Below are 20995 nucleotides of genomic sequence, written 5' to 3' on the forward strand. Positions count from 1 at the left end.
CTTCGTGCGCACCTTGGACCCCAGGACGATTCGGCCTCGACCAAGGCCTACTCTCAAACTCTGTGCCTCTGTGTCCCTGTGTTGAGAACGCTTGAGTCAGGCCAGAGATCAAGTTGCCCCACCAGTAACGGAGGCCGAACATGAACCACTGGCAACTGGGACTGCTGCTCGCCGGCGCGCTCTGTGCCCGGGCGGGCGAGCCGGAGGGCGGCGCGGCGCCCGACCTCGCCGCGCGGGCGGTCGTGGAGGTGCGGGCCGCCGAGACGGCCTTCGCCGCCAGCATGGCCGCGCGCGATCTCTCGGCCTTTGCCGGGTTCGTCTCCGCAGAGGCCCTCTTCTTCGGCCGCACGCTGCTGCGCGGACGCGCCGCCGTGGTGGCGGGCTGGGAGCCCTTCTTCCAGGACCCGCAGCCGCCCTTCAGCTGGGAGCCCGAGACCGTGGAGGCGCTGGACTCCGGCGGGCTGGCCCTGAGCAGCGGACCCGTCCGCGACCCCGATGGCCGGGTCATCGCCACCTTCCAGTCCATCTGGCGCAAAGAGGCCGACGGCCGCTGGCGCGTGGTCTTCGACAAGGGCGGGCCCGTCTGTCCGCCGGAAGGGGAGTGAGCGTGAAACACCTGCTCCTACTCCTGCTCCTGCTGCTGGGTGGCTGTGCCCTTGGGTTGCGGGCCGCCGAGCCCTGGACGCCCGAGCTGCGCCCGGACTGGCTGGCGCTCTTCCGCGCGGCCGGCGTGACGGGAACCCTGGTGATGCAGGAACTGGAGAGCGGCCACTGGCTGGCCAGCGACACCGTCCGGGCCCGGGAGCGCCGGCTGCCCGCCTCCACCTTCAAGATTCCCAACAGCCTGATCGCGCTGGAGACCGGCGTGCTGCGCGACGAGCGCCAGGTCCTCCCCTGGGACGGCGTGACACATCCCATCGCCGGCTGGAACCGCGACCACACGCTGCGCAGCGCGCTGTCCGTTTCATCCGTGCCCGTCTATCAGGATTTCGCCCGGCGGATCGGCGAGAGTCGACTGCGCCTCTGGCTGGACTCGCTGGACTACGGCAACGCCGACTGCGGCGGCGGCGTCGACCACTTCTGGCTGGACGGCGCCTTGGCCATCTCCCCCGTGGAGCAGGTGCGCTTCCTGGCCCGGCTGGCCCGGCTGGAGTTGCCGCTCTCGGAGCGCAGCCAGCGCATCCTGCGCGAAGCGCTGATCGTGGAGGCCACGCCGGACTACGTGCTGCACGCCAAGACGGGCTGGGCCGCCCGTATCGAACCCGGCCACGGCTGGTGGGTGGGCTGGCTGGAGCGCGAGGGGCGCACGCTGGTTTTCGCCCTCAACCTGGACCTGCGCGGCGAGGCCGACCTGCCGCTGCGCCAGGAACTGGTCCGCCGCGCCCTGGCCGGCCTGGGAGAGCTGCCGCCGCCCGGGCGCTGAGCCCGGGTGCTCAAGATTTCACACCCCGCGCTCGCGCCGCGTCCGCCGCGGGCGCCCAGCGTCCGCGGTGCTACCTTGGCCCCGTCGAGAGTAATCCGGGATCATCCATGACAACCAGATCCGACCGAGCCGGGCGCCCCGCGCCCTGCCGCTCCTGCTGGCCCCGTGTGGGGCTTTTTCTCACGCTCGGACTGGCCGCCGCCCTGCCCGCGCAGGTCGCAGCCTCCCTCAGCCTGGAACAGGCCGTCCAGGCCGCCGTGGAGCACCACGAACGCGCGGCCATCGCCCGGGCCGAGCGCCGGGCCGCCTCCGCACGGGTGGGCCAGGCCTGGTCCGTCCTGCTGCCCAGCCTGCGTCTGGACCTGGAACGCAGCGAATACGCCAGCGAAGGCGGCGCCTCGGGCAGTTCCAGCTACGAGGGTTGGGAGGCCCGGGCGGGCGCCAGCCAGCTGCTCTTCGACGCCCAGGCGCTGCCGTTGGTGGGCCAGGCCCGGCACAGCAGCCGGGCCGCCGCGCTGGACGAGCGCTCGGAATTGCGCGCGCTGGCCTTCGAGAGCGCCGCCGCCTTCCTGGACGCCTACAGCCTGCATCAGGTGGCCCGGGCCGCCGCAGAACGCCTGGAACTGGCCCGTCGCTCATTGGCGGAGATCCAGGTGCGGCGCGAGGCCGGATTGGTGGGCAGCAACGATCTGACCCGCGCCGAGCTGGAGTTGGCCAGCGCCGAGCGCGAGTGGGTGCAGGCCCGAGGCCAGGCCCGCAGCGGCCTGCTGCGCCTGGAGTCGCTCACCGGTCCGTTGGAGTCGGACTCGCTGGCCACGCCGGAAGAACTGCTGATCCTTTCGGCCCAAGTGCCCGCCCCCGACTCGCGTGACACAGCCTTGGCCCTGCGGCCCGACCTGGGCGCTGCTCGCGAGCGCGCCCTGGCCGCGCGCTCCGCCGCCCGCGAGCCGCTGACCCGCTGGGTGCCCGACCTCAGCGTGGGCGCCGGCACCTGGACCGACGAGTCCGAAGACTTCGGGGCGGCCGACGAGCACTGGAACTGGGGCCTCAGCCTGGGCTGGTCCGTCTTCGACGGCGGTCTGCGCCTGGCCCAGTACGGCGAGCGCCGGGCCCTGGAGCGCTCCGCCCGCCTGCGCGCGGACTGGCTCGAGCGCCAGTTGGACGTGGAACTGCAGCTCTCGCGCACGGCGCTGGAGAGCGCCCAGGCGGGCCTGACTCGCGCCGAGGCGGCCGTGCGGGCCGCGCGGCGCAATTCCGAGGAAAGCACCGAACTCTATCGCCAGGGCCTGATCCGCGCGCTGGAGGCCACGGACGCCGCCGTCCAGCTCTTCGAGGCGGAGGTGGAACGCACCCGGGCCCAGGTTTCCCAGGCGCTGGCCTGGCTGGATCTGCGCGCCGTGCGCGGGCTGGGACCCTTGGAGGATGACGGGAAGGAGATGAAAGAATGATGCGCATGATCCCGGCCCGCCTGGCCGTGGGCCTGCTGGCCCTGTTGCTGTCCGTGGCCTGTTCCCGGGGGGGCAAGGAGGCGGCCGCGCCCGCCGGCGGCAAGCGCGGCGCCCAGCCCATGCCCGTTGACGTAAGCCTGGTGAGCGGCCAGCAGGTGGAATACCTGGTGAGTGCCGTGGGCTCCATCGAGGCCTTCGAGATCGTGCAGATCACGGCGCGCGTGCCCGGCGCCGTGGAGCGCGTGTTGTTCCGCGAGGGCCAGGTGGTGGCGGCCGGCCAGCCGCTGGTGGAGATCGAGCCCGAGCGCTACCGCCTGCTGGTGGAGGAGGCGTCCGCGGCCCTGGAGAAGGCGCGGGCGGCGCTGGCCGAGGCCGAGGCGGGGTTGAACCGCCGGGACGGCGCCAACGACCGCAATCCCGGGCTGATCGCCGGCGAAGAGGTGGAGAGCTGGCGCACGCGCGTGGCAACGGCCAAGGCCGAGCTGCGCTCCCGCGAGGCCACCCTGGCCCAGACGGTCCGCAACGCCGACGATTCGCGCGCCTGCGCGCCCTTCGCCGGGGCCATCCAGACCCGCGACGTGCAGACCGGCCGCTACGTGCAGCCCGGCGCCCTGCTGGCCACGCTGGTGCGGCGCGAGCCGCTGCTGCTGCGCTTCCAGGTCCCGGAGGGCGAGGCCTCGCGCCTGCGCCCCGGATTGGTGGCCCGCTTCCAGGTCCGCAACCAGCCCGGCGGTGGGCAGGCGCGCCTGGTGCACGTGGCGGAGTCCGCCCGGGAGGACACGCGCATGGTGGACGTGACCGCCGAGGTCCTGCGCCCGGATCCCGCCCTGCGGCCTGGCTCCTTCGCCGAGATCAGCGTGCCCGTGGGGTCCAGCGCCAACAGCCCGGTGATTCCGCAGACCGCCGTGCGGCCCAGCGAGCGCGGCTTCCTGGCCTATGTGATCAAGAACGGCAAGGCCCAGGAGCGCGTGCTCGAGCTGGGCCTGCGCACGGCCGAGGGCCTGGTGGAGGTGCGCAGCGGCCTGGCGCCGGCGGAGAGTCTGGTGGTGCGCGGCGCCGAGGCCCTGCGGGACGGATCCGCCGTGCGCGTGGGCGGCGGCAAGCCCGGCGGCGGCCCGGCGGGCGCCAAGCCCGGAGCGGGAGAGAAGGTCAAGCCATGAACCTCACCGAGATCTGCATCCGCAAACCGGTGCTGGCCTGGATGATGATCTCCGCCACCGTGCTCTTCGGCCTGGTGGCGGGCCGGCGCATCGGGATCAGCCAGTTCCCCGACGTGGACTTCCCCACCATCAGCGTCTCGCTGTCCTGGGAGGGCGCCTCGCCCGAGTCGATGGAAAGCGAGGTGGTGGAGGTGCTCGAAGAGGCCCTGGTGCAGGTGGAGGGCGTGCAGTCCATCACCTCTTCGGCCCGCCAGGGCGGCGCCAGCCTCACTTTGGAGCTGGCCATGGAGCGCGACGTGGACCTGGCGCTGCAGGACGTGCAGACGCGCATCGCGCAGTCCCAGCGCCGCCTGCCCCGGGACATGGACCCGGCCACCGTCTCCAAGACCAACCCCGAGGACCAGCCCATCCTCTGGCTGGGACTCTCCGGTCCCTTCCCGCGCCAGCGGCTGACCGACATCGCGCGTTACCAGGTCAAAGAGAAGCTCCAGACCCTGCCCGGCGTGGGCGAGATCACCATGGGCGGCTACCTGGAGCGCAACGTGCGCATCTGGCTGGACGGCGAGCGGCTGGACGAACGCGGCCTCACGGTGGGCGAGGTGACGCGCGCCCTGCAGGCCGGCCACGTGGAGCTGCCCGCCGGCCGCCTGGAGACCGAGGGCCGCGAGATCAACGTGCGCGTGCTGGGCGAGGCCCTGGACCTGGAGTCCTTCCGCAACTTGGAAGTGGGCAACCAGCGCGGCACGCCCGTTTACCTGCGCGACGTGGCGCTGGTGGAGGACGGCTTCGAGGATGTGCGCAGCATGGCCCGGGTCAACGGCCAGCCCGCCATGGGACTGGGCATCCGCAAACAGCGGGGCGCCAACGCCGTGGAGGTGGCCGCCCATGTCAAGACCGCCATGGCCCAGCTGCAGACCACCCTGCCCGAGGGCATGGAACTGGCCATCAACTTCGACTCCACCCAGTTCATCGCGGACTCGGTCCACGAGATCCAGTTCGAGCTGGTGCTCTCCGTGCTGCTCACGGCGCTGGTCTGCTGGATCTTCCTGGGTTCGCTCTCCAGCACGCTCAACGTGATCCTGGCCATTCCCATGTCCCTGCTGGGGACCGTGGCCGTGATCTACTTCCTCGGTTACACCTTCAACACCTTCACGCTGCTGGCCATGGCGCTGGCGGTGGGCATCGTGGTGGATGACGCCATCATGGTCATGGAGAACATCTTCCGGCACGGGGAGATGGGCAAGGACAAGGTCACGGCCGCCCGCGAGGGCACGGCGGAGATCACCTTCGCGGCGCTCTCCGCCACCATCGCCGTGGTGGCCATCTTCCTGCCCGTGATCTTCATGAAGGGCGTGGTGGGGCGCTTCTTCATGCAGTTCGGCGTCACGCTCTGCGTGGCCGTGCTGTTCAGCTACGTGGAGGCCGTCACCCTGGCCCCGGCCCGCTGCGCCCAGCTGCTGGACACCAGCCGCGAGGGCCGCGGCGGCGTGGGACGGCTCGCGGACCGCGTCTTCTCGCGCATCGAGCGCGCGTATCACACCACCCTGGGCCACGTGCTGACCCACCCGGGCAAGGTGCTCGTGGGCGCGCTGCTGCTCACCGTGGGCGCCATCGCCGTGCTGCGATCCCTGCCCGGTGAGTTCGTCCCCACCCAGGACCAGAGCCGCCTGATGGTCCGCGTGCAGACCGCCGTGGGCGCCAACATCAACGAGACCGACCAGCTGATGACCAAGGTGGAGGCGCGCGTGCTGGCCCACCCCGAGGTGCTGCGCTGTTTCGGCGTGGTGGGCGGGATGGGCTCCGGCCAGGTGAACTCGGCCTTCCTGTTCGTGACGCTGGTGGAACCCGGGGAGCGGACCTTCACGCACCTGGACTTCGCCGGCGTGCTGCGCAAGGAGCTCAACTCCATCCCCGGTGTGCGCGCCATGGTGCAGGACCCCAGCCAGCAGGGCTTCACGGCCCGGCGCGGCTTCCCCATCGAATTCTCCGTGCGCGGCTCGGACTGGGACGACCTGGTGCTCGTCTCAGGCGGCCTGAAGAAGGAGTTGGAGGCCAGTGGCCTGGCCGTGGACGTGGACACGGACTACCAGGTGGGCATGCCCGAGCTGCGTGTCACACCGGACCGGGCGCGCTGCGCCGACCTGGGCATTCCCGTGGAGGACGTGGCCGGCGCCATCAACGCGCTGGTGGGCGGCCTGCGGGTGGGCAAGTACAGCGAGGGCGGCCGGCGCCTGGACGTGCGCATGCGCCTGCTGGCCGGCCAGCGCTCGCGCCCCGAGGACTTGATGCGCCTGCGGGTCCGCACAGCGGCCGGCGAGCTGGTGCCGCTCTCCAGCGTGGTGGTCACCGAGGAGCGCCCCGCCCTCCAGGCCATCACGCGCCGGGACCGCGAGCGCGCCATCACCATCACGGCCAACGTGGCGCCCGGCCACGCCCAGCAGGAGGTGCTGGCCGCGGTGGAGGAAATGGGCCGCGACCTGCCCGGCGGGCACCGGCTGGTGCTGGGTGGAGCCAGCGTGGCCTTCAAGGAATCCATGGGCAGCCTGCTGATGACGCTCTTCCTGGGCATCGCCGTGGCCTACATGGTGCTGGCCTCGCAGTTCAACTCCCTGCTGCACCCCGTCACCGTGCTCACCATCCTGCCGCTCTCCGTGGCGGGCGCGGCGGGCGGGCTCTGGCTGGCGGGCAAGAGCCTGAACATCTTCTCGATGATCGGCCTGCTGCTGCTGCTGGGCATCGTCAAGAAGAACTCCATCATCCTGGTGGACTACGCGCGCCAGGCCCAGGCGCGTGGACTGGCGGCCCGGGACGCCCTGCTGGAAGCCGGACCCAAGCGTCTGCGGCCCATCCTGATGACGAGCACGGCCACCATGATGGCCGCGCTGCCCTCGGCCCTGGGTCTGGGCCCGGGCTCGGAGATCCGCTCGCCCATGGCCATCGGCATCCTGACGGGTCTCGCGGTCTCCACGGCGCTCAGCCTGCTGGTGGTGCCGGCCTTCCACCTGAAGGCCGACCAGTGGCTGGACGGGGTCCGCGAGTGGCGCCGCCGACGCTGGCTGGCAAAGTTGCCGCCCACACCGCCCGGGGCGTAGTCCATCGAGTCATTCGCGACCCCTGCCGGGGAGCGGACGCAGGGCGCAGAGCCTCGCGTCCGCTCCCCGTCCTGCTGTCCGGGCGTGATGTCGGCGCCGCAAAATTCCGTTGTCGCCCGGGGATGCCTCTCCTATTTTGGTGCTGAACGCGATTCGGCTGTAATCGGCCGATCCGCGCCGTTCGCTTGTCACAATGGATTTCCAGCACCCGTTCCCGGCGGCGTCGTGTGACGCCCCGATTCACCAATTGTCTTCACCCAATACACTCGCGCCGTCAACCAGGACAGGGAGGTCTCCATGCTGCACAAACCGGCTGCCCCCACGGGCAAGGATCCAAGCTCCGCCTTCAAGGCCCGCCTGGGCGTCTGGATGTTCGCCGTCTACGCCCTGATCTACGTCGGGTTCGTGGCCATCAACATCGCCGACCCCCTGGCCATGGAGCACACGGTCTTCGCCGGGCTCAACCTGGCGGTGGTCTACGGCATGGGTCTGATCCTGGTGGCCCTGGTGCTGGCGCTGGTCTACGACCGGGTCTGCTCCGTGCGCGAGCGGCTGCTGGCGTCCAAAGAGGGGAGGAACTGATGGCGATCACGGTCTTCCTCGTCTTCGTGGCCAGCGTGCTGGGGCTCTCGTTCTGGCTCGCCCGTCGCACGACCTCGGCCAGCGCCTACTACGCGGCCGGCGGCACCATCCACTGGTCGGTGAACGGCATCGCTTTCGCCGGCGACTACTTAAGCGCCGCGTCCTTCCTGGGCATCTGCGGCATGATCGCCACCGCCGGCTACGACGGCTTCCTCTATTCCATCGGCTACCTGGCCGGCTGGATCGTGGCGCTGTTCATCGTGGCCGAGCCCATGAAGCGGCTGGGCAAGTACACGTTCACCGACGCGCTGGACGCCAAGTTCGACTCCCGCGGGATCAAACTGGCCGCGGCCATCAGCACGCTGATCGTCTCGATCTTCTACCTGATCCCGCAGATGGTGGGCGCCGGCGTGCTGGTGGAGCCCCTGCTGGGCATCCCCCACGCCTGGGGCGTGATCATGGTCGGTGCCATCGTGATCACCATCGTGGCCACCGCCGGCATGACCTCCACCACCTACGTGCAGTTCATCAAGGGCGCCCTGCTGGTGGTCTTCTCCCTGGCGCTGGTGATCGCCGTGCTGGTGCGCGGATTCAACCCGGCCCCCGACCAGGGCGGCAAGGTGCCCTTCGTGGAGCCCGCCGTGCTGCAGGCCACGCTGGCCGGTGACGGCGTGCTGCCCCTGGACAGCACCTACGCCGTGCTGGAGAGCGCCGTGGTGAAGAAGGCGCGCTTCGTGCGCCTTGCCGGCCCCGCCGGCGAAGGCTGGTGGCACGTGGAGGAGGGCGACGGTGCCGCTGTGACGCTGACCCAGGCCCAGTGGGAGGCCAAGGGCGCCGACGGCACGCACGTGATCAACGGCGCGCCCGCCTCGCCGGAGAACAAACTGCGCCAGGTGGGCAATCTGGTCCGCGTGGCCGGCCGCACGGGCGGGGCGGCGCTGACCGGCCCGGTGGGTCCCCTCGAGTATCTCTCGCTGATGTCGGACAAGGAGACCGTGGTGCGCCGCTGGAAGGATGTCTCCTTCACGGCGGAGGACGGCGCCAAGGTCAAGGTGATCTACCCCCAGGAGACTCCGGGCAACCGCGTGATGCGACCCGGCCTCAAGTTCAAGGTGGAAGGCACTCCGCTGGAGAGGCTGGACTTCATCTCGCTGATGCTGGCCCTCTTCTTCGGCACCGCCGCGCTGCCCCACATCCTCATTCGCTACTACACGGTTCCCAGCCCCACCTCGGCGCGCAAGTCCACCATCGTGGCCATCGCGGCCATCGGCGCCTTCTACGTGCTGACGCTCTACATGGGCCTGGGCGCCATGACCAGCGGCGTGGTGAATCCGCTGGACAACAACATGTCGGCGCCGCTCCTGGCGCGCTCCTTCGGCGAACTGCTCTTCGCGGTCATCTCGGCCATCGCCTTCTCCACCGTGCTGGGCACCGTGAGCGGGCTGATCATCGCCGCCTCGGGCGCCGTGGCCCACGACCTGATGGACCGCTACGCGGGCCGCAACATGAACGAGACGCAGAAGGTCCACGCCGGCAAAGTGGCCGCCTTCGCCGTGGGACTCTTGGCCATCATGCTGGGCATCCTGTTCAAAGGCATGAACGTCTCCTTCCTGGTGGGTCTGGCCTTCGCCGTGGCGGCCAGCGCCAACCTGCCGGCCATCCTGATGATGCTGTTCTGGAAACGCACCACGGCCAAGGGGATCACCGCGGGCATCACGGTGGGCATCGTAAGCTCGGTGGGCCTGATCCTCTTCTCCCCCAGCCTGTACGAGAAGTACGGACTGGACCCGGCCACCGCCCCCTTCCCGCTGGACAACCCCGGCGTGATCTCCATCCCGCTGAGTTTCCTGGCCCTGATCGTGGTCTCGCTGCTGACCACGCGCACCACGACGGGGGTGGAACACTAGTCGCAGGACCCGTGTGACATCGTAAGGGCCGGCGCGGTCTGCGAGCTGCGCCGGCCCTTTGCGGGCTGGGTGACCCCGTGGTTTCCGAAGTTGGCCCCGCACACACCCGGAGGATCCCGCATGAGTCCGGCACGCGCCTGGCGCATCGACCTGCACTGCCACAGCTCCTTCAGCGACGGCGTGCTCTCGCCCGAGCAGCTGGCGGAGGAGCTGGCGGAGGCCGGCGTGCGCTACGCGGCCCTCACCGACCACAACACCGTCGCCGGCCTGGAGCGCTTCCGCGGCGCCCTGGAGCCCCGCGGCATCCACGTGGTCAGCGGCGCGGAGATCGACGCCCTGACCCCCGCCGGCACCCTGCACGTGCTGGCCTACCGCTTCGACGAGCGCAACCCGGCCCTGCTGCAGGCGCTGGACTCCAACCGGCATCCGCACGTGGCCCAGGTGGCCGGCGCGCTGCGCGGCGGCCGGCAGCCGGGCGCCGTCGCCCTGGGACCTGGTCAGGGTGCGCTGCCCCTGGAGACCGTCTGCAGGCTGGTGCGCGAGGCCGGCGGGCTGACCTTCGCCGCCCACCCGCTGGCCGGGCTGGCCGGACTCGAGGAGCTGGCGGCCCGCCTGCCCGACTGGAAGGCCTGCGGCCTGGACGGGCTGGAGGCCCACTACCTCAGTTACGACGAGGCGACCCGCGCGGAGCTGGCCGGGCTGGCCGCGCAGCACGATCTGCTGGTGAGCGGCGGCAGCGATTATCACGGTCCGGGCAGCGGCCTGGGCGCCCCCGCCCCGGGCCTGGAGCTGCCCGAGGAAGCCTGGCTGCCCCTGGCGCGCGTGCTGGGCTGGGCGGGCCGCGATTTCCTGCGCGTGGGCCGGGGCCGGAAATCCCCGGACGGCGAGCGCAACTGGCGCGGCTTCCTGCTCCACATCGGGCTGCCCGCGGCGCTGGCCGGCGTGCTCTTCCTCTTGGCCATCTTCGGCGTCTTCATCCCCATGATGGAGGCCCAGCTGCTGGAGCGGAAGAAGGAGACCATCCGCGAGCTGACGCGCACGGCGGCCAGCATCCTGCAGGAGTACGCGGACGAGGCCGCCACGGGGCACCTGGAGCCGGGGCGCGCCCGCCGGGAGGCCGCCGGCCGCATCGAGCGGCTGCGCTACGGGCCGGAGGGCAAGGACTACTTCTGGATCACCGACCTGCGTCCCGTGATGATCATGCACCCCTGGCGCACGGACCTGAACGGCTGCGACGTCTCGGACTTCCGCGACCCCCACGGCCGGCGTGTGTTCGTGGAGTTCGTGGAGGCCGTGCGCGAGCGCGACGCCGGCTACGTGGAATACGACTGGCAGTGGAAGGACAACCCCGGTCAGATCGTCCCCAAGCTCTCCTACGTGCAGGCCTTCCGGCCCTGGGGCTGGGTGATCGGCACGGGCATCTACACCCAGGACGTGCAGGCCGAGATGGCCCGGGTCCGCGGCCGGCTGGTCTGGATCACGCTGCTCATCGCCGCCCTGGTGGGCCTGCTGATGCTCTACGTGATGCGCCAAAGCCTGGCCCTGGAGACCCGCCGGGCCCGGGCTGAGCGCGAGCTCAAGAGCAGCCGCGAGAAGTACCGCTCCCTGGCGGAGGCCGGCAGCGAAGGCACGCTGATGGTGCTGGACGGGGACTGCGCCTATGCCAACCGGCCCATGGAACAGCTCTGCGGAGCGGGCGTGGGCGAACTGGCCGGCCGGCACGTGCGCGATCTGTTCGCCGACGACCGCCCGGCCGACCGGCGCGCCCTGGAGTGGCTGGAAGCGCTGTTGCAGGGCGGCGCCGTCCCCCCGGGCGGCGAGGCGCGGCTGAAGCGACCGGACGGCGGACACGCCGAGGTCCTGCTCTCCGCCTCGCCCATCGCCTTCGAGGGCCGGCGCGGATTCATCCTGGTGGCCCGGGACATCGGCCGCCACAAGGAATTGGCCGCCGCGCTGCGCCGCAGCCGCGGGCACTACCGCAAGCTCACTCGCTCCATCCGGATGGGCGTTTTCCGCAGCGCCTGGCAGGACGGCGCGCTCCTGCTGGAGGCCAACCCGGCCATGCGCCGCCTGCTGGGCCTGGAACCCGAGGCCGCCGTGGACGGCGTGGACTGGCTGGAACACGTGGCCGAGGAGCCGGTCCGGCGCGAGCTGGTGGAGCGCCTGGAGCGCGAGGAGAGCGCCGAGTGGCCGCGGCTGGCCCTGCGCCGCGCCGACGGCTCGCGCGCCGAGGTGCGGCTCTTCGCCGTGCTGGTGCGCGAGGAGGGCCGGACGGTCTGCGACGGCGTGCTCGAGGATCTGAGCGAGCAGGTGCGCGAGGAAGCCCGGCGCGAAGAGCTCATCGGCCAGCTGCAGAGTTCGCTCTTCTACCTGCAGGAGCCGGTCACGCCCGCCGTGCGGCCCGTGCCTGCGCTCACGCCGGGGCGCTCCATCGCCGAGGCCGCCCAGCGCATGAGTCTGGCGGAGTCCAGCGCCCTGGTGGTGGTGACGGAGCAGGGCGAGCCCATCGGGCTGGTGACGGACCGCGACTTCCGCGCCCGGGTCACCGCTGGACGACTGGAGGCCTCGCGGCCCGTGCGCGAGATCATGAGCGCGCCGCTGGCCACCATCTCCGTCCACGCCCTGGTCTACGAGGCCATCCTGCAGATGCAGAACCGGCACATCGGCCACCTGGTGGCCTTGGACGACGCGGGCCGGCTGGCGGGCGTGCTGCGCGACCGCAACCTGGTGCACTTCCGCCACTACAGCGCCGTGATCCTGACCCACTCGCTGAGCCAGGCCGCCGACGCCGCGGAGCTGGCCGAGGCCGTGGGCCGCCTGCCCCGGCTGGTCCAGGCCCTGCTGGTCTCGGGCACGCGCATGCGGGCCATCAACCGCCTGATCAGCAGCGTGGCGGACGGCGCGCTCCAGCGCCTGCTGGCCCTGGCAGTGGAGCAGATGGGCCCGCCGCCGGCGCGCTTCGTCTTCCTGGCCATGGGCAGCGAGGGCCGCCAGGAGCAGACGCTGCTCACCGACCAGGACAACGGCCTGCTCTACGAGGATCCGCCCGCCGACGAACGCGAGGCCTGCGCCGCCTACTTCCTGGAGCTGGGCCGCCGGGTCTGCGCCGGACTGGCCACGGCCGGCTACCGCGAGTGCACGGGTGGCGTGATGGCCTCCCAGCCGCGCTGGAACCAGTCCGCCGCGGACTGGCGCGCGCGCTTCTCGCGCTGGATCCGCGAGGCCGGCCCCCAGGAGCTGCTCGACTTGAACATCGCCTTCGATTTCCGTGCCGTGGGCGGCGATCCCGCCCTGGCCCACGAACTGCGCCGTTTCGTGCTGGACGAGATCCGCCAGCATCCGCCCTTCCTGCTGCACCTGGCCCAGAACACGCTGCTGGGCAAGCCGGCGCTGGGATTGCGCGGCAACCTGCTGCTCGCCGCCACCACGCCGGCAGGGGTCCGGGCCCTGGACCTGAAGGAGGCCCTGCTGCCCGTGGTCAACACGGGGCGCCTCTACGCGCTCAAGCACGGCCTCGAGGAGACCCACACGCTGGACCGGCTGGCCCGGCTGCACGAGCTGGGCGGCCTGAGCCAGGAGAGCCACTCGCAATTGGCGCAGGACTACGAGGAGATCCTGCGGCTGCGCCTCTCCCGGCAGACGGCGGCCGTGCTGGAGGGCCGGGATCCATCGAACCTGATCACACCCCAGGAGTGGAGCGCGCCCGAGGAGGCCCTGCTCAAGCGCTTCTTCACGCTGCTGGGGAACCTGCGCAAGAAGACCAGTTACGATTTCCTGGGGATGGCGTGAGACAAGAACGGAAGCCGGCCGGCGGACGGCTGGACTGGGCGCGGCGCTGGCTGCGCCGGACCCTCTACGTGCTGGGGGCCCTGACGGCCCTGCTGCTGCTGCTCGTGCTGGTGCTGCGCTGGGCCCCGCCGCCCACCAGCTCCATCATGCTCCAGCGCCGGGTGGAAGGCCTGTTCCGGGAGGACGCACCGCCGCTGCGCTATCAGTGGGTGGACCTGGACGACATGTCCGCCCAGCTGCCCCTGGCCGTGATCGCCGCGGAGGACCAGCGCTTCCCCGACCACTGGGGCTTCGACCTGGAGTCCATCGGCAAGGCCCTGCAGCACAACGGTCGCAGCCGCCGGATCCGCGGGGCCAGCACGCTGAGCCAGCAGGTGGCCAAGAACCTCTTCCTCTGGCCGGGCCGCAACTGGCTGCGCAAGGGGCTGGAGGCCGGGATCACCGTGGTGCTCGAACTGGCCTGGCCCAAGCGGCGGATCCTGGAGGTCTACCTCAACATCGCCCAGTTCGGCGACGGCGTCTACGGGGTGGGCGCGGCCTCGCGCCACCTGCTGCGCACGAGTCCCGAGCGGGTCTCGCGCTCCCAGGCCGCGCGGCTGGCCGCCGTGCTGCCCTCGCCGCGCCGGTACTCGGCGGCGCGCCCGGGACCCTACGTCCAGGAGCGGGCCGCCTGGATCCAGTGGCAGATGGGCCGGCTGGGCGGCCCCGCCTTCCTGGGCGACCTCGCCCCCTGACGCCGATGGAGTGGATTCTCACCACGGAGACACAGAGACACAGTGGGAGGGATTGACAAGGACAGCGCGTGATCCAGAGAATTGAGGCCGGCGGACAAATCCACCAAAAATTCTCTGTGCCTCTGTGACTCTGTGTTGAGAGAGATTCTCAGGATCCCCGCAGCTCCGCAAGGCGCGCGACGAACTCGGCGAAGCCCGCGCCGCTGCGGGCCTGGGTGAGGAAGGCCGGCTGGCGCTGGACCAGCTGCAGGAAGTCGCGCAGGTTGGCCACCCCCACGCTGGTCTCCTCCAGCCAGCCGAACATGGGCTCGTCGTTGGGGCTGTCCCCGCAGAACGCACAGCACTCGCGGTCGCGCTCGGGATCCAGGTCCAGGAAGTCCCGCAGGTAGGCGCGCGCGGCGCGCACCTTGTCGAAATCCCCGAACCAGCCGTTCACGTGGATGGAGCTGATCTTGGCCGTGGCGCCGTGCTCCTCGAAGATGGCCTGGATGCGCTGGGCCTCTTGCAGGGGCAGCCGCGGCACGTCCTCGCAGAAGTCCACGGCCAGGTCGTATTCGCGGTAGGCCTGGTCGCTGGCGATGCCCGCGCCCGGCACGCGGCGCAGGATCTCCGCCCGCACGGCTTCCAGGCGGGCCCGGAAGCCGGCCCGGGTGGCGTCGTCGTAGAGGAAGTGGTGGGCCAGCCGGCCGTGTTCCATCCGAAAGACCAGGCCGCCGTTTTCGCCGATCACTCCGTCCACGGGCCACATCCGGCCGATCAAGTCGCACCAGCCCGCCGGTCGGCCGGTGACGGGGACCACGCGCAAGCCGCACTCCCGGGCCTGCCAGAGCGCTGCGTAGGCCTCCGCCGGAATGCGGCCCTCGCTGGAGACCGTGTCGTCGATGTCGGTGAACAGGACCTTGAGCCCGCGGGCCAGTTCCCCCGGCCAGTGGACCAGGGGTTTCAGACGCCCGGTCACGCCGCCTCGCGCCTCGGCTTGCCGCGCCCGGCGCTGGAGACGATGTCCCAGTTGGCGGAGAGGTACTCGTAGAGGGAGTAGAAGGTGTAAACGGCCGCCACCAACACCAGCCACCAGGCGATCTGGTTCAGCAGGGGCTCGGGCAGCAGGCTTGGAAACAGCGCGCTGGCGATGCGGCCCACCAGGATGGTGATGATCGCCGTGGCCTGGATGATGGCCTTGATCTTACCGCTGGAGCGCGCAGCCACCACTTCGCCGCGATAGGCGCAGACCGTGCGCATGGTGCTGATCAGGCTGTCCCGGTAGATGAAGACCACCAGCATCCACCAGGGAATCAGGCCCTGCACCAGGAAGGCCACGAACACGCTGATCCGGCTGACGGAGTCGGCCAGGGGATCCAGCAGCTTGCCGAAATCTGTCACCTCGCCCCGGGAGCGGGCCAAGTGGCCGTCGAAGGCGTCCGTCAACTCCGACACCACCACGATGGCCAGCGCCGCGATGCGCGCCCACAGTCCCTCCTGAAGAAAGACGAGGACGAACACGGGACTGAGCAGCAGGCGCACGGAGGTCAGCCAGTTGGCGAGGGTCATGGAGAGCTTCCTTGTGTGACCGCCCAAAAATCGAACAATCCCGGCCCGGGTGCAACCTGCGCCCTCCGGAGAGGGGAACCAAAGAACACAGAGGCACAGAGACACAGAGATCATTATGGATTGATCAAACGCCGCTCAACGATTTCCTGACTTGATCCAGTTCAATCTCTGTGCCTCTGTGCCTCTGTGCCTCTGTGTTGAGATTCAGCATGAGAGAGATCAGCCGCGGTCCGCCGAGAGCCGCACCGGGGCCACCATCCGCTCGGGCTGCAGCACGTCCTCCAGCTCTGCCGGGGAGAGCAGGCCCATCTCAAGCACGATGTCGCGCACCGGAATGCCCGACTCCTGCGCCCGGCGCGCCACCGTGGTGGCCGCCGTGTAGCCGATCCAGGGCAGCAGGGCTGTCACGATCCCGATGGAGTTGTCCACCAGGCTGCGGCAGCGCTCCTCGTTGGCCGTGATCCCCTCCACGCAGAAGCGGCGCAGCGTGCGGAAGCCCCGTTCGAGCATGCTCATGCTCTGGAAGAGGTTGAACACGATGACCGGCTCCATCACGTTCAGCTCCAGCTGGCCCGCCTCGGCGGCCATGGTCACGGTCAAATCGTTGCCGATCACCTGGAAGGCCACCTGATTCATCACCTCGGGGATCACCGGGTTGACCTTGCCGGGCATGATGCTGCTGCCCGGCTGACGCGCCGGCAGGTTGATCTCCCCGAAGCCGCAGCGCGGGCCGCTGGAGAGCAGGCGCAGGTCGTTGCAGATCTTGCTGGTCTTGACGGCCACGCGCTTCAGAATGCCGCTGAAGATCAGCAGGCTGCCCGTGTCGCTGGAGGCCTCCACCAGGTCCTTGGCCAGGATGAACTCAAAGCCCGACACCCGGCGCAGGGCCTTGATGGCCTCCCGCGGATAGGAGGGATCGGCGCAGATGCCCGTGCCGATGGCCGTGCCGCCCAGGTTCACTTCCAGGAAGAGCAGGGCGTTTTCCTTCAGGCGGTCGATGTCCTCCTCGACCGACTGGGCCCAGGCGGCGAACTCCTGCCCCAGGGTCATGGGCACTGCGTCCTGCAGCTGGGTGCGGCCCATCTTGATGACCCGCGAGAACTCCCGCGCCTTGGCCCGCAGGGCCTCCACCAGTTCCTCCATCTCCGAGACCAGGGGCCGCACGCTGAGCAGCATGGCCAGGTGGATGGCGGTGGGATAGGCGTCGTTGGTGCTCTGGGAGAGGTTGACGTGGTCGTTGGGGTGCAGGCGCGTGTGACAGCCCATCTCCTCGCCCAGCAGCTCCAGCGCGCGGTTGGCGATCACCTCGTTGGCGTTCATGTTGGTGCTGGTGCCCGCCCCGCCCTGCACCATGTCCACCACGAACTGGTTGTGGAGCTGGCCGTCGATGATCTCGTCGCACGCCTGCTGGATCGCGGTGGAGAGGTCCTCCGGCAGCAGGCCCAGCCGCGTGTTGGCCTGGGCCGCGGCCTTTTTCACCATGGCCAGCGCCTTGATGAAAAAGGGGAAGTGGTGCAGGGGGATCCCCGTGATGTCGAAGTTCTCCAGCGCCCGCAGGGTCTGCACGCCGTAATACACGTCGCGCGGCACCTCGCGGTCCCCCAGCAGGTCGTGTTCCACGCGCACGGCGCCGGTGCGGTACTGGGCGGCCCCGCCCGCCGCGGCCAGCCCGAGCTTCATGCGCCCGAACACCACGCGGGCCACCTGTCCCAGCACCCTGGCGGCCAGCTGCGGATGTCCCTCCAGGAATTCCTGGAACCGCCCGCGCTCCAGCGTGAGCAGCACCGAATCCAGCGCGGCCGTCGCCGTGGTGCTGTGCGGCGTGTCGTCCAGCAGCGCCGCCTCGCCCAGGAAGTGGCCGGCGTGGTAGGTGACCAGCACCTGCTCGCCCCGGGGCGTGCGCTCGCTTACCCGGATGGCCCCGCTCTGCACCAGGATCAGGCGCCGGCGCTTCTCGCCCTGCCGGAAAACCACGTCGCCGGCGTGCAGGCGCTCCTCCTTGAGCAGGGCGGCCAGCAGCACGGCTTCCTCGGGCGTGAGCACCTGGAATATCTCGTTGCGTTGCAGCAATTCAGTCATGGCTCGGTCTCCAACAAAAGTTGCATCAGTAGATCAGGTTGCCTGCCCGCCGCTTGGAACGGCGGAGCCAAGCTCAGGCTTCAGCGCCATGGGCAAAGACCAGTGGCGCGCCCCGGGGCGGCCCCAGCAGGGCGCCCTCCGCGTAGACCACGCGGCCGCGGATGATGGTGCGTGAGACGCGGCCGCGCAGCCGCCGGCCGTGGAAGGAGCTCCAGCCGCAGCGGCTCTGCAGGTTCTCCTCATCCAAGACCCACTCGGCGGCCGGGTCCAGCACGGTGAAATCGCCCCGCGCGCCCGGCTCGATGCGACCCTTGCCCTCCATTCCGAAGGCCCGGGCGGGGCCTTCCCCCAGCACGGCCACCAAACGCTCCAGGCCGATGGCACCCCGCAGCACCTGATCCAACAGGAGGGGCAGCAGGGTTTCCGTGCCCGGCATGCCGCTGGGCGCGCCCGGGTAGGGCAGGGCTTTCTGGGTCCGCGTGTGCGGCGCGTGATCGCTGCCCAGCACGTGGATCAACCCGTCCTGGAAGGCCTGCCAGAGCGCCGCCCGGTGCCGCTCCTCGCGGATCGGCGGGTTCATCACCGCCCGCCAGCCCAGTTCCTCATAGCAGTCCGGCGCGGCCAGCAGCAGGTGCTGGGGAGTCAATTCGGCCGTGACCCGCCCACCCAGCACGCCCGCGGGCAGGGCGCGCAGCAGGTCCATCTCTTCGGCGCTGTTCATGTGCAGGATGTGCACGGGCCGGCCAGTCGCCTCCGAGGCGGCCAGCAGCCGGGCCACGGCCAGCCGGGCACTCTCGGGATCGCGCAGCACGGGATGCCAGCGCGGGTGGTCCGCCTCCGAATGGGCGGCCTTCAGTGCCTTCAGGCGCGGCTCGTCCTCCGCGTGCACGGACACGCGTGAGACACCGTGGGCGAGGGCCCGCCGCAGGCCGTCGTCGTCGGGCAGCAGCAGCGCGCCCGTGGAGGAACCCATGAAGATCTTCACGCCGCAGCAGCCGGGCAACCGCTCCAGTTCCGCCAACTGCTCCACGTTCTCGGGCGAGGCGCCCATGAAGAAGCCGAAGTCGCACCAGCAGCGCTGGGTGGCACGGGCCACCTTGTCCGCCAGCGTCTCGGCCGTGATGGTGAGGGGCTTGGTGTTGGGCATTTCCAGGAAGGCCGTCATCCCGCCGGCCACCGCCGCGCGGCTGCCACTCTCCAGGTCTTCCTTCTCCGGGTGACCCGGCTCGCGGAAGTGCACCTGGGTGTCCACCAGCCCGGGCAGCACCCAGAGATCCCCCAGTTCCAGCCGCGGCAGGTCGGTAGCCGCTCCTTCGCCCGGCCGGCCGACACGGATCACGCGGCCGGCGCGCACCTCCAGCTCGGCGGGCTGCAGCGCGCCGTCCAGCCAGATCTGGCGGCCGCTGAGCAACAGGTCCTGTCCGTGGAGATCGGGCATGGTGACTCCGGAAATTGCGCGGCCTCAGGCGCTGAACAGCCGCTCGCGGAACATGAAGAACACGGCGCCCAGGATGCAGAGGGCGGCCCAGAGGTAGTCCAGCTTGACGGGCTCTTTCAGGTAGAACAGCGAGAAGGGCACGAAGACCGTCAGCGTGATGACCTCCTGGAGGATTTTCAACTGCGGAACGCTGAGCACCTGGTGGCCGATGCGATTGGCCGGCACCTGCAGCAGGTACTCGAACAGCGCGATTCCCCAGCTCAGCAGCGCGGCCACGATCCAAGGCTTGTGGCTGAGGTTCTTCAGGTGGGCGTACCAAGCAAAGGTCATGAAGATGTTGCTCAGCGCCAGCAGGCCGATGCTTCGCCAGATCATGCTCATCCCGTCTCCCTCCAGTGCCGCAGGCAATGTGGCGCATGCGCCCCGGCCCGCAAACCTTGGCAGAAGACGGGGAACCCACCGCAGAACTCACCACAGAGACACAGAGGCACAGAGACATTGAGAGTTGGTTTGTGACCGGGCGGATGACTCTCCTAATCAGACTCTGTGCCTCTGTGTCTCTGTGTTGCTTCCCCCCCAACACACTCGCCAAAAACGAGAGCGGGCCGTCCGAGGACGACCCGCTCCGCACCAGCAAAGAGACAAGATGCGCGGCCAGTCGCGACTCCGACCGCGCCAGACAGGAGGTCCTTGCTTACGCCAGGGCGCTCCGGTACAGGCGGGAGACCTCCGACCAGTCCACCACCTTCCACCAGTTCTCGATGTATTCCGGGCGCCGGTTTTGATACTTGAGATAGTAGGCGTGCTCCCAGACGTCCAGGGCCAGGATGGGCGTGCCGCTGGCGTCCATCAGGGGATTGTCCTGGTTGGGCGTGCTCAGCACTTTCAACTTGCCCTGGTCCACCACCAGCCAGGCCCAGCCGCTGCCGAAACGCGTGGTGGCCGCCTTGGCGAAGGCCTCGCGGAAAGCGGCGGGTCCGCCCAGATCGCGCTCCAGGGCCGTCGCCAGATCGGCGCTGATCCCGTCGTTGCCGCCCGCGCACATGAGGTTCCAGAACAGGCTGTGGTTCCAATGGCCGCCGCCGTTGTTGCGCACGGCCGTGCGCTGGGCCTCGGGGATTTGGCCCAGCTTGCCCAACAGCTCCTCCAGGCTTTGGCCCGCCGCGCCGCTCCCCGCCGCCTCCAGCGCCGCATTCAGGTTGGCCACGTAGGCCGCGTGGTGCTTGCCATGGTGGATCTCCATGGTGCGCCCGTCGATGTAGGGCTCCAGGGCGCTGAAATCGTATCTCAGGTCAGGCAGGGTGAACATGCAGGCGCTCTCCTCTTGAACAATGGCCAATCACCGTCCGCGCCAATCGCCGGCGCGGGACTCGGGCGCAAGAGTATCAAAGTTTGGCTGGCAGAACAAGAAGTTTGCGGACGAATTTCGTCTTGTTTCTCGTGAGGGGGGAGGTGAGTCAACACAGAGACACAGAGGCACAGTTGCCAGAAGAGATTTTATGCTGAATTACTATCTGATTTGATGTCTAATCAGTTAATAATTACTTCTTGCCTTGTCATTATATATAACTGACTAAATAGCGATCATCAAACGTTCTCATAAAGATCCATCTCTGTGTCTCCGTGACTCTGTGTTGAATGCGTACTCTGGCACCGACCTGGCACCGGCCTGGCACCGACCTGGCATCGACCTGGCACCGGCCTGGCACCGGTCTGGCACTGGCCTGGCACCGACCTGGCACCGACCTGGCACCGTCCTGGCACCGACCTGGCACCGGCCTGGCACCGACCTGGC

Annotated in this window: 15 protein-coding genes; 9 read left to right on the forward strand and 6 right to left on the reverse strand. The window is 69.8% G+C overall.

The window, feature by feature from the left end; translation table 11 throughout:
* The first annotated feature begins 140 nt into the window (after positions 1-140).
* The 9 genes from WC326_11195 (at position 141) to mtgA (ending at position 14135) form a co-directional block, all read left to right on the forward strand.
* On the forward strand, positions 141-605 hold the full coding sequence (locus WC326_11195; protein MFA7331624.1) for a nuclear transport factor 2 family protein: 465 nt from the start codon (positions 141-143) through the stop codon (positions 603-605).
* Between the two features lie 2 nt (positions 606-607).
* The gene (gene blaOXA, locus WC326_11200; protein MFA7331625.1) at positions 608-1423 is read left to right on the forward strand and encodes a class D beta-lactamase; all 816 of its coding nucleotides are present in this window, start codon (positions 608-610) and stop codon (positions 1421-1423) included.
* Between the two features lie 107 nt (positions 1424-1530).
* Positions 1531-2871 carry a TolC family protein gene (locus tag WC326_11205; GenBank protein ID MFA7331626.1) on the forward strand — a complete coding sequence of 447 codons (1341 nt, stop codon included), beginning with the start codon at positions 1531-1533 and terminating at the stop codon, positions 2869-2871.
* Positions 2868-4031 (forward strand): efflux RND transporter periplasmic adaptor subunit, encoded by a 1164-nt coding sequence (locus WC326_11210; GenBank protein MFA7331627.1) that lies wholly within the window; start codon positions 2868-2870, stop codon positions 4029-4031. The genes WC326_11205 and WC326_11210 overlap by 4 nt, the downstream gene beginning before the upstream one ends.
* Entirely contained in the window at positions 4028-7123 is a 3096-nt protein-coding gene (locus WC326_11215) for an efflux RND transporter permease subunit (GenBank protein ID MFA7331628.1), read from the forward strand. Before WC326_11210 ends, WC326_11215 begins: the two co-directional genes overlap by 4 nt.
* A gap of 297 nt (positions 7124-7420) precedes the next feature.
* The gene (locus WC326_11220; GenBank protein ID MFA7331629.1) at positions 7421-7705 is read left to right on the forward strand and encodes a DUF485 domain-containing protein; all 285 of its coding nucleotides are present in this window, start codon (positions 7421-7423) and stop codon (positions 7703-7705) included.
* Positions 7705-9612 carry a cation acetate symporter gene (locus WC326_11225; GenBank protein MFA7331630.1) on the forward strand — a complete coding sequence of 636 codons (1908 nt, stop codon included), beginning with the start codon at positions 7705-7707 and terminating at the stop codon, positions 9610-9612. Before WC326_11220 ends, WC326_11225 begins: the two co-directional genes overlap by 1 nt.
* 120 nt (positions 9613-9732) lie before the next feature.
* Positions 9733-13401, forward strand: a complete 3669-nt coding sequence (locus WC326_11230; GenBank protein ID MFA7331631.1) for a DUF294 nucleotidyltransferase-like domain-containing protein — start codon at positions 9733-9735, stop codon at positions 13399-13401.
* On the forward strand, positions 13398-14135 hold the full coding sequence (gene mtgA, locus WC326_11235) for a monofunctional biosynthetic peptidoglycan transglycosylase (GenBank protein MFA7331632.1): 738 nt from the start codon (positions 13398-13400) through the stop codon (positions 14133-14135). The genes WC326_11230 and mtgA overlap by 4 nt, the downstream gene beginning before the upstream one ends.
* 148 nt (positions 14136-14283) lie before the next feature.
* Here the strand turns inward: mtgA and WC326_11240 are convergent, their stop codons facing one another.
* The 6 genes from WC326_11240 to WC326_11265 all read right to left on the reverse strand — a co-directional run bounded on the left by WC326_11240 (position 14284) and on the right by WC326_11265 (position 20509).
* Positions 14284-15093, reverse strand: coding sequence for an HAD-IIB family hydrolase (locus WC326_11240; protein ID MFA7331633.1), 810 nt, complete (start codon positions 15091-15093; stop codon positions 14284-14286).
* Positions 15090-15683: a CDP-diacylglycerol--glycerol-3-phosphate 3-phosphatidyltransferase gene (gene pgsA, locus WC326_11245; GenBank protein ID MFA7331634.1), complete on the reverse strand. Its 594-nt coding sequence runs from the start codon at positions 15681-15683 to the stop codon at positions 15090-15092. Before pgsA ends, WC326_11240 begins: the two co-directional genes overlap by 4 nt.
* 219 nt (positions 15684-15902) lie before the next feature.
* Positions 15903-17762, reverse strand: coding sequence for an aspartate ammonia-lyase (gene aspA, locus WC326_11250; protein MFA7331635.1), 1860 nt, complete (start codon positions 17760-17762; stop codon positions 15903-15905).
* A 73-nt stretch (positions 17763-17835) separates the two neighbouring features.
* On the reverse strand, positions 17836-19200 hold the full coding sequence (locus tag WC326_11255; GenBank protein MFA7331636.1) for a dihydroorotase: 1365 nt from the start codon (positions 19198-19200) through the stop codon (positions 17836-17838).
* Between the two features lie 24 nt (positions 19201-19224).
* Positions 19225-19581, reverse strand: coding sequence for a DMT family protein (locus WC326_11260; GenBank protein ID MFA7331637.1), 357 nt, complete (start codon positions 19579-19581; stop codon positions 19225-19227).
* Between the two features lie 313 nt (positions 19582-19894).
* Positions 19895-20509, reverse strand: coding sequence for a superoxide dismutase (locus WC326_11265; GenBank protein MFA7331638.1), 615 nt, complete (start codon positions 20507-20509; stop codon positions 19895-19897).
* Positions 20510-20995 lie beyond the last annotated feature (486 nt).

The organism is Candidatus Delongbacteria bacterium (assembly GCA_041675285.1).
Classification (GTDB): domain Bacteria; phylum CAIWAD01; class CAIWAD01; order CAIWAD01; family CAIWAD01; genus CAIWAD01.

Bases quoted from the DNA above. Each gene is read 5' to 3' on its own strand.
- WC326_11195 (MFA7331624.1), top strand. From the start codon at position 141: ATGAACCACTGGCAACTGGGACTGCTGCTCGCCGGCGCGCTCTGTGCC.
- WC326_11205 (MFA7331626.1), top strand. From the start codon at position 1,531: ATGACAACCAGATCCGACCGAGCCGGGCGCCCCGCGCCCTGCCGCTCC.
- WC326_11210 (MFA7331627.1), top strand. From the start codon at position 2,868: ATGATGCGCATGATCCCGGCCCGCCTGGCCGTGGGCCTGCTGGCCCTG.
- WC326_11215 (MFA7331628.1), top strand. From the start codon at position 4,028: ATGAACCTCACCGAGATCTGCATCCGCAAACCGGTGCTGGCCTGGATG.
- WC326_11220 (MFA7331629.1), top strand. From the start codon at position 7,421: ATGCTGCACAAACCGGCTGCCCCCACGGGCAAGGATCCAAGCTCCGCC.
- WC326_11225 (MFA7331630.1), top strand. From the start codon at position 7,705: ATGGCGATCACGGTCTTCCTCGTCTTCGTGGCCAGCGTGCTGGGGCTC.
- WC326_11230 (MFA7331631.1), top strand. From the start codon at position 9,733: ATGAGTCCGGCACGCGCCTGGCGCATCGACCTGCACTGCCACAGCTCC.
- pgsA (MFA7331634.1), bottom strand. From the start codon at position 15,683: ATGACCCTCGCCAACTGGCTGACCTCCGTGCGCCTGCTGCTCAGTCCC.
- aspA (MFA7331635.1), bottom strand. From the start codon at position 17,762: ATGACTGAATTGCTGCAACGCAACGAGATATTCCAGGTGCTCACGCCC.
- WC326_11255 (MFA7331636.1), bottom strand. From the start codon at position 19,200: ATGCCCGATCTCCACGGACAGGACCTGTTGCTCAGCGGCCGCCAGATC.
- WC326_11260 (MFA7331637.1), bottom strand. From the start codon at position 19,581: ATGAGCATGATCTGGCGAAGCATCGGCCTGCTGGCGCTGAGCAACATC.
- WC326_11265 (MFA7331638.1), bottom strand. From the start codon at position 20,509: ATGTTCACCCTGCCTGACCTGAGATACGATTTCAGCGCCCTGGAGCCC.